7 protein-coding genes, 1 tRNA gene and 1 pseudogene are annotated in these 8824 nt (G+C 68.0%); 4 read left to right on the top strand and 5 right to left on the bottom strand.

Annotated features, from left to right (window positions below):
- Positions 1 to 362: 362 nt before the first annotated feature.
- Both AC6EI8_RS21030 and AC6EI8_RS21035 read left to right on the top strand, forming a co-directional pair.
- A complete protein-coding gene (locus AC6EI8_RS21030) occupies positions 363 to 1613 on the top strand; it encodes an aspartate kinase (RefSeq protein ID WP_149319263.1) in 1251 nt (416 codons plus the stop codon).
- Positions 1614 to 1748: 135 nt separating this feature from the next.
- Positions 1749 to 1842: transfer RNA gene (locus tag AC6EI8_RS21035), tRNA-Ser, on the top strand.
- Between the two features lie 119 nt (positions 1843 to 1961).
- On the opposite strand, the gene AC6EI8_RS21040 is transcribed toward AC6EI8_RS21035, so the two are convergent.
- Positions 1962 to 3119: a mechanosensitive ion channel family protein gene (locus AC6EI8_RS21040; protein ID WP_498382774.1), complete on the bottom strand. Its 1158-nt coding sequence runs from the start codon at positions 3117 to 3119 to the stop codon at positions 1962 to 1964.
- Positions 3120 to 3461: 342 nt separating this feature from the next.
- On the opposite strand from AC6EI8_RS21040, the gene AC6EI8_RS21045 reads away from it, so the two are divergent.
- Together AC6EI8_RS21045 and AC6EI8_RS21050 are read left to right on the top strand one after the other, a co-directional pair.
- Positions 3462 to 4655: an acyl-CoA dehydrogenase family protein gene (locus AC6EI8_RS21045; RefSeq protein ID WP_498382775.1), complete on the top strand. Its 1194-nt coding sequence runs from the start codon at positions 3462 to 3464 to the stop codon at positions 4653 to 4655.
- Positions 4656 to 4665: 10 nt separating this feature from the next.
- A complete protein-coding gene (locus tag AC6EI8_RS21050) occupies positions 4666 to 5526 on the top strand; it encodes an IclR family transcriptional regulator (protein ID WP_498382776.1) in 861 nt (286 codons plus the stop codon).
- Here AC6EI8_RS21050 and AC6EI8_RS21055 read toward each other — a convergent pair.
- The 4 genes and pseudogenes from AC6EI8_RS21055 to AC6EI8_RS21070 form a co-directional block, all read right to left on the bottom strand.
- The gene (locus AC6EI8_RS21055) at positions 5494 to 5844 is read right to left on the bottom strand and encodes an AtuA-related protein (protein WP_498382777.1); all 351 of its coding nucleotides are present in this window, start codon (positions 5842 to 5844) and stop codon (positions 5494 to 5496) included. The genes AC6EI8_RS21050 and AC6EI8_RS21055 overlap by 33 nt on opposite strands.
- A gap of 9 nt (positions 5845 to 5853) precedes the next feature.
- Positions 5854 to 7209, bottom strand: coding sequence for an acyclic terpene utilization AtuA family protein (locus AC6EI8_RS21060; protein WP_265633448.1), 1356 nt, complete (start codon positions 7207 to 7209; stop codon positions 5854 to 5856).
- 121 nt (positions 7210 to 7330) lie between these two features.
- A complete protein-coding gene (locus AC6EI8_RS21065) occupies positions 7331 to 8326 on the bottom strand; it encodes a Bug family tripartite tricarboxylate transporter substrate binding protein (protein WP_226109085.1) in 996 nt (331 codons plus the stop codon).
- Between the two features lie 197 nt (positions 8327 to 8523).
- Positions 8524 to 8824 (bottom strand): annotated as a pseudogene (locus AC6EI8_RS21070) (hypothetical protein); the annotation flags it as partial.

The following is an 8824-nucleotide window of genomic DNA, read 5'->3' on the forward strand; positions in this document are numbered from 1 at the left end:
CGCGCCGGCCCCGCGCTGGCGGGTCGAATGGCAGGCCTGGGGTCCGGGCGCCGCCGGGCTGCCGCAGTGACCGGTGCATAACCCCGGCCCCATGGCCCAGCCCGGGGCCCATGGCCCGGAACTCAGGCCAGGAACTCAGGCCCGGAACTCAGGCCCGGCGCTCGGGCTCCCGCCCTCATGGGACGCCCTCATTGGGGCGGCTCATGGCAGCGGTCCCCGCGGCGCCCGCCACGCCGCCTACCGCACGAGACGTCGCTCCGGCAAGGCTTGACAAGGCCAAACGCCCGCTATTCCGCCTTGCCGCGCGCCGGTGCTTGGTGTATTTTCAGTGGTTTTGCACAATCGCTGGCGTCGACAAGAAGATGGCTCTCATCGTTCACAAATACGGCGGCACTTCGATGGGTTCCACGGAACGCATCAAGAATGTCGCCAAGCGCGTGGCCAAGTGGCACCGCGCCGGTCACCGCGTAGTCGTGGTGCCTTCGGCCATGTCGGGCGAGACCAATCGCCTGCTGGGACTCGCCAAGGAGATTTCGCCGCAGCCGGATCCGCGCGAGCTCGACATGCTGGCCTCGACCGGCGAGCAGGCCAGCGTCGCGCTGCTGGCCATCGCGCTGCACGGCGAGGGCATCGACGCGATCAGCTATACCGGCTGGCAGGTCCCGGTCAAGACCGACTCGTCGTACACCAAGGCACGCATCGAGTCGATCGACGATGAGCGCATCCTGGGCGATCTCGACGCGGGCCGCGTGGTGATCGTCACCGGCTTCCAGGGCATCGACGCGCTGGGCAACATCACCACGCTCGGCCGCGGCGGCTCCGATACCTCGGCCGTCGCCATCGCCGCCGCGATCGAGGCCGACGAGTGCCTGATCTATACGGACGTGGACGGGGTCTACACCACCGACCCGCGCGTGGTCGAAGACGCGCGCCGGCTGGACCGCATCACCTTCGAGGAAATGCTGGAAATGGCCAGCCTCGGTTCCAAGGTGCTGCAGATCCGCTCGGTGGAATTCGCCGGCAAATACCGCGTCAAGACGCGCGTGCTGTCGTCGCTGACCGACCCCCTGATGCCGCTCGAGCAGGAAATGCATTCGGGCACGCTGATTACTTTTGAGGAAGACCCTGACATGGAAGCAGCCGTCATCTCCGGCATCGCCTTTGCCCGTGACGAAGCCAAGATCACCGTTCTCGGCGTGCCCGACAAGCCCGGCATCGCCTACCAGATCCTGGGCCCGATCGCCGACGCCAATATCGACGTCGACATGATCATTCAGAACCAGTCCGTCGAGGGCAAGACCGACTTCACCTTCACCGTGCCGCGCGGCGACTACCAGCGCTCGCTGGCGATCCTGAACGACGCGGTCAAGGGCCATATCGGCGCGGCCAGCGTGTCGGGCGATCCGAAGGTGTCGAAGGTCTCGGTGGTCGGCGTGGGCATGCGCTCGCATGTCGGCATCGCCAGCAAGATGTTCCGCACGCTGTCGGAAGAGGGCATCAATATCCAGATGATCTCGACCTCGGAAATCAAGATCTCGGTGCTGATCGACGAGAAGTACATGGAGCTGGCCGTGCGCGCGCTGCACAAGGCGTTCGAGCTGGAACAGGCCTGAATTCCGGCGCATTCGCGCGCCGGCCCTGGCGAGGGCAGGCAAGTGCGGTGTCATCGATTCGTCGTTGACCAATTGCCACACCCTCGCTAGAATACGCGCTTCGTTGTGCGGCCTCCCTCGCACAACGCAAGTTTGGGAGACGTGGCCGAGAGGTCGAAGGCACTCCCCTGCTAAGGGAGCATCCGGGCCAAAACCTGGATCGAGGGTTCGAATCCCTCCGTCTCCGCCAGTACATCGGTACATGGCGGCGGAACCCCGGAAGATCGCGGTCTTCCGGGGTTTTGTTTTTTTGGCCTGTTTTCTTGCGCATTTCTGGCTCGCGGGCGCTGGCTTTCCACCTTGAGGCGGTCACGCATGGCGCCGACCGAGCTGCTGTCCCGCCCATCCACGCTCGCGCTCGCCGGCATCGCGCGGCCCGCTGCGAGCGGCCTCGGCTTCTTCCTTCGCGCCTCCCTGCGCTTCCACCACCTGCACCTTGCGCACCGGCACCCCAAACTCCACGCCAAGCTTCGCCAGCTCCGTCACCATCGCCAGATTGATCGACTGCTGGATATCCATGTACAGGTTGTAGTCCGGGTCGGTGACGAAGTAGACGACCTCGAACTCCAGCGCGCTTTCGCCGAAGCCCTTGAAATGCGCGCGGTCGAAGCGCGTGCGGCCTGCGGCGACGACGGCCGCCTCGACGATCTCCGGGATGCGCCGCAGCGTGTCCGGCGGCGTCTGGTATGTCACGCGGAAATTGAACTGGATGCGGCGTTCCGCCATGCGCTTGTAGTTGTGGATCGTCGTCTTCAGCAGCTCGGTATTGCTGCAGACGATCTGCTCGCCGCTCAGCGCGCGCAGCCGCGTGGTCTTCAGGCCGATGCGCTCGACGCTGCCGGCGATGTCGCCGAACACGATGAAATCGCCGTTCTCGAAGGGCTTGTCCAGGCCGATGGCCAGCGACGCGAACAGGTCGCTGAGGATGTTCTGCACGGCCAGCGCCACGGCCACGCCGCCGACGCCCAGACTCGCCACGAAGGCCGTGATATTGACGCCCATATTGGCCAGCACCGCCAGCAGCAGCACCGACCACAGCATCACGCGCATGCCCCACGCCATCACCGTGGTGAACACGGGATTGTGGGCGGTCGGCCCGGTGCCGGTCAGCCTGTCGTACGTCCATAGCGTCACGGCATGATTGATCCAGATCGCGATCTGCAGCCCGATCAGCAGGAACCACAGATGGCCGATGCGGCCGGCCCATTTCGGCGGCAGATCGAGGAAGTCGACGGCGATCAGCAGCGCGGCCAGCAGCAGCACGAAGCGCGAGGTATGCCGCAGCATGTCCGCCATGCGGTCGATGATCACCGGCTTTGTCCGGGCCGCGAGCCGGTCGAGGCGTGCGCAGGTGAAGCGCAGCAGCGTGACCAGCACCAGATAGCTGACGACGGCGGCGATGCCGGCATGCAGCCAGTTGAGCGCGGGGATGCCCAAGAAGACGTTCAGATCGAGCCATTCCTTCATGCCTTACCTCCTGTGCCGGGACGGACGCATGGGGCAGGGGCTTGCAGGATTGATGCCACGGTGCGACGAGAGATTCGTGCATAGCGGCGCAAGCCGCGGAATGGGTCTGTTCAACGGATTGCGGGTCATCGTGCCTGGGCGAGGCGCGCGTGCACGGAGATGACCGCAGGCAATCGTTCGTCGAAAATTCAAACGAGGGCAACGCTGACAAGGTGGCGATGGTCCGCGGCCAGTGAGTGGGAATCCCATACAATCGGGTCACACAAGCGACCACCATCGGCGGCGGGCACGCAGCATGCAAAGCCATCTGCGAGCGCGACCGACCCCAAGGAGACACCCAGCATGTTCACCCCGTGCCCCACCGAACGCAGCCGCGTCATTGCCGATCGCGTCGAGCGATTTGTCCGCGATGTCGTCGTCCCCTATGAAGCCGATCCCCGCTGCACGGCGCACGGGCCGACCAGCGAACTGATCGACGAGATGCGCGCGAAGGCCCGCGCCGCGGGCGTGATGACGCCGCATATCCTGCCCGACGGATCGCACCTGACGCAGCTGGAAACCGCGGCCGTGCTCAAGCGCTCGGGGTTGTCGCCGCTGGGACCGGTTGCAGTCAATACGATGGCGCCGGACGAGGGCAATATGTTCCTGCTTGGCAAGGTCGGCACGCCGGCGCAGAAGCAGCGCTTTCTGGAGCCGCTGGTGCGCGGCGAGGCCCGCTCCGCCTTCTTCATGACCGAGCCGGCCGAGGAGGGCGGGGCCGGTTCCGATCCTTCGATGCTGCAGACCACGGCGACGCAGGACGGCGGCGACTGGATCATCCGCGGCCGCAAGAAGTTCATCACCGGCGCCGAAGGGGCCCGGGTGGGCATCGTGATGGCGCGCACCGGCGACGGCGAACACGCGCAGGCGACGATGTTCCTGGTGGACCTGCCGCATCCGGCCATCCGCATCGAGCGCGTGATCGACACCATCGACAGCTCGATGCCCGGCGGCCATGCGCAGATCCTGCTCGACGACCTGCGCGTGCCGGCCGACCAGGTACTCGGCGAGGTCAACGAGGGCTTCCGCTATGCGCAGGTGCGCCTGTCGCCGGCGCGGCTGTCGCACTGCATGCGCTGGTTCGGCGGCACGGTGCGCGCCGACGAGATCGCGCGCGCGTATGCCACCACGCGCAAGGCCTTCGGCAAGCTGCTGATCGACCATGAGGGCGTGGGCTTCATGCTGGCGGAGAACTTGATCGACCTGCAGCAGGCCGCGCTGATGATCGACTGGTGCGCCGGCGTGCTCGACGGGGCCGCGGCGGGCACGGCGGAGAGCTCGATGGCCAAGGTCGCGGTGTCGGAGGCGCTGTACCGCGTGGCCGACCGCTGCGTGCAGATCATGGGCGGCCTGGGCGTGTCGCGCGACACCATCGTCGAGCAGATCCTGCGCGAGGTGCGGGCCTTTCGCATCTACGACGGTCCCACCGAGGTCCACAAGTGGTCGCTGGCGAAGAAGATCAAGCGCGATACGCTGGCCGGCACGCCGGCGCGCTGAACGTCGCGCCATGCCGTCGCGTCCCTCACCGGTGCAGCGCGCCCTTGCCGTGCTGCGCGCGCTGTCCGATCCCGAAGTGCGCCGCATGAGCGATGTCGCGCGCGCGACCGGGCTCGATCCCGCCACCGCGTCGCGCATGCTCGACCTGCTGGTGCAGGAAGGCTTCGCCACGCGCGACGAGATGCGCCGCTACGGCATCGGTCCGGAGATCTTCCAACTGGCCGACGTCGCGCAGCGCCGGGCCGAACTGCGCAAGCTGGCACGCCCGGCCTTGCAGCGATTGGTCGAGGAATTCGGCGATACCGCCGTGCTGACCGAGGCCAGCCGCGGCGAGGCGCTCTGCTCGGACGTGGAGCCGGGCACGGTTGCACTCAGCGCGAACTACGTCTCGGTCGGCACGCGCCGGCCGCTCGGCGTGGGGGCGGGCAGCCTGGCGGTGCTGGCGTGGCTGCCGGCGCCGGAACGGGCGCGCCGCCTGCAGCAGACCTCGCGCAAGCTGGCGAACTATCCGCGGCTCGACGCCGCCGCCATCGCCGCCGAGATCGAGGCGGCCCGCCTGCGCGGGCACGTGATGTTTCTCGACTGGGTGGTCGAAGGCATGGGCGGCATCGCGGTGCCGATTCTCGACGACCAGGGCAGGCCCATCGGCGCGCTCAGCGTCGCGGCCCAGACGGTACGCTTGCGCGCGCGCGAGGCGGTCCTTGCGCGGCGCCTGCGGGCGGAGGCAAGCCACATCGCCAGCGCGTGGACGGGCTCGGCGCTGTCGCCGCAGGGCGAAGCAGGCCGGGTTACAACGCGCGGGACAGCGCGCGGGACAGCGCGCGTGACGGCGGTGCGCCTATCGCGCCGGCCCGCGCAGCAACGGCCCTAGTTCGTCCGGGATCTCGACCTCGAAACGCAGCACCGCACTGGCCAGCGCCTTGCCATAGTTGTCGATCGCCAGGCTGCGCGACACGCCGCCGCCGAGCGCGCCCTCGGCGACGAAGTTCAGCACCTGCAGCCCATCGACCTCGTGGCGGGTCACCTCGCCGGCGATCAGCGTGCCGTACAGCGACTTGAACGCGGCCGCCGTCAATTGCGCCTTGATATGCGGATAGAACTCGGGCGCGTAGGCGATCACGGCCGTGTTCGAGGTGTTGCCCTTGTCGCCGGAGCGGCTATGGGCGAGGCGCCGCAGGGGTACGCGCATGACGCTTCCTCACAGATAGTGGATCTCGGACCGGATCAAATCGCGCGGCACCAGCGCCGACCAGACGCCGATGATCTCGCGGGTCCGGTCCTGATGCGGCACGCGCTTGCCGGTGGACGCCAGCCCGCAGACCGCCATGCTGTCGATCTCGCGGCCGACCTTGGCCGCCTCCTCGCGCGTGCGCGTGCGCGCCGCCACGCGCACCGCGATCTCGTTCGGCTCGCACGCCGGTTCGGGCGAGGCGGCCCCATGCACGGCGTTGACGCCGAGAAAGTCGATGCGCAGCTCGTCGGCCTGCAGCTTCGCGATGGCGAAGCGTTCCTCGAGGATGCGCCTGGCCAGCTTCGCCTTGTCCAGGCAGCCGGGGCCCGCATAGAAGAACATGTCCTCGCCGATATGGCCCTCGGTACAGCCCAGCGACACCTTCAGCGTGTCGGTCGCCGGCAGTCCGGACACCCCGTCGATGCGCACGCGGTCCGGCCCCACCTGTTCCAGCACCGCGGTCGAGAAGTCGACGATGACGTCCGGCGTGATATAGCGGCGCGGATCGTGGACCTCGTAGAACATCTGCTCCTTGACCGTCTGCAGATCGATGCGTCCGCCGCTGCCTTCGACCTTCGCGATCACCGCGCTGCCGTCGGACTCGACCTCCGCGATCGGGAAGGCGAGATTCCACGGCTCGGGCACGTCCTTGTAGCCCGGATCGCCGAAGTAGCCGCCGGTCACCTGCGCGCCGCATTCGAGCAGATGGCCGATGGCGCTGCCGCGCGCGAGACGCGTCACGTCGTCGGGGGACCAGCCGAAATGCGCGATCATCGGCGCGAGGAACAGCGAGGGATCGGCGACGCGGCCCGTGATGACGATCTGCGCGCCGGCGCGCAAGGCCTCGACGATCGGCGCGGCACCCTCGTAAGGCTCGGCGCTGATCAGCGTGCCGCGCAGCGAGGACACCGGCGCGCCGCTCTCCAGCAGCGTCAGGTCGAGCTCGCAGATGCTGCCGGTCAAATCGGTGGTCGTGATCGCCGCGATCCTGACGCCGGGCAACCCCAGCTCCTCGCACAGCTCGGCCACGCGCCTGGCGGCACCGAGCGGATGGATCCATCCCTGATTGCTGACGATGCGCGTGCCGTTGGCGATGCAGTGCGGCAGCACCGCGCGCATGCGCTCGTCGAGATAGGTGTCGTAGCCGGCGAAGGCCGGGTCGCGCCGCTTGCGGACCTGCGCGGCCGAGACCGTGGCCTCGGCCATCGTCTCGAAGCACAGATAGTCGAGCTTGCCGAGGCGCGCCGAGCGTTCTGCGGGTTCGACGCGATCGCCCCACCAGCCCGATCCCGAGCCGATGCGAAGGGTGCTGCTGCGAGTCATGGTGTCCGTCATGCCTGGGTCCTTCTCTCCTGCGGTACGTGTCGTGCGTGCCATACGAGCCGTACGTGCACGACGTGCGGTACGTGCAGTACGTGCGGTACGTCCGATACGTGCAGCACGCTCATTGCGCCTTGATCCCCGCGCTGCGAATCACGCGCGACCACTTGTCGGTATCCGCCTTGATCTGCGCCGCGAAGGCCGCCGAGCCCTCGCCGCCGGGTTCGGCGCCGAGTTCCTGGATGCGCTTGCGCACGTCCGGCATCGCCAGCACCTTGTCGACGGCCTGCTGCAGCTGGCGCACGCGCTCGGTCGGCGTGCCTGCCGGCGCCAGCAGGCCGAACCACGAATTGACCTCGTAGTCCGGCAACCCCGATTCACGCACCGTCGGCACCGACGGCAGCACCGAGGCACGCTTGACGCCGGTGACGGCCAGCGCCTTGATCTTGCCGCCCTGGATCTGCGCCAGCGCGGAGGGCAGGTTGTCGAACATCAGGTTGACCTGACCAGCCAGCAGGTCCGTCATCGCGGGCGCCGCGCCCTTGTACGGCACGTGCTGCATCCTGACGCCGGCCATCATGTTCAGCAGCTCGCCCGACAGATGCGGCGAGCCGCCGGTGCTGGTCGACGCGTAGTTGATCTTGCCGGGCTCGCGCTTTGCCAGCGCGATCAGCTCGCCGATGGAGTTGGCCGGCAGCGTGCCGTTGACCAGCAGCACGTTGGGCGAATTGGCGACCAGCGTCACCGGCGCGAAGTCCTTGGCGCTGTCATACGGCATGCGCGGATAGATGAACTGGTTGGTGACCTGCGTGCCGAGCGTGCCCATCAGCAGCGTGTAGCCGTCGGCGGCGCTGCGCGCGGCCGCCTCCGCGCCGATGTTGCCGCCCGCACCGGGACGGTTCTCGACCACCATCGGCTGCCCCAGTACCTCGCCGGCCTTCTGCGCGACGAGCCGCGCCAGGATGTCCGTGGTGCCGCCCGGCGTGAACGGCACGATCAGGCGAATGGGCCGGCTGGGGAAGGCCTCGGCGGCGATGGCCGACATCGCGGGAACGGCCGCGCCGCACAGCACCGCCATCGCGGCGAGCAGGGCGCGCCGCGCAGGGGAATGACGCTTCATCGGTTTGTCTCCTCGGCGCCAAGGCGCACGCTGGTTTCGTCAATGGAAACTCTGTGCGGCACAGGGTAGGGCGGCGCCGAAAGCAGCGTCAAACGAAGCGATCAGATTTTCATTGGATGAAAATTCTGGTGTGGGAAGCGGAGCCCGTTGCGCTACACCTTTCGGCTGCGCTGGGCGCGTTCGGCATGCAGGTACGTTCAGCGCGCCGTCGCCGCCATCAGCGACATCCCACCCACCAGCACGAGACTCAACGCCCAGGCGGCGTCGGTATTGAGCCAGCTGCGCGATACCAGCGCGAGGCCGACGTGGCGATAGGCGACCCACGCCATCGCGCCGCCGCCCGCGATCATCGCCGCGGTGTGGACCAGCGCGACGAGCACGGCCATGCCGGCGTTGCCGAAGGCGAGCGAGGCCGCGGCCTGATGGCCCGTGCCGGCCGCGGTGCCGCAGAGGCCGAGATAGAGCGGCACCAGCATCAGCCCCGCCCCATGGGCCAGC

It is taken from the genome of Cupriavidus sp. R6-3, assembly GCF_059772245.1.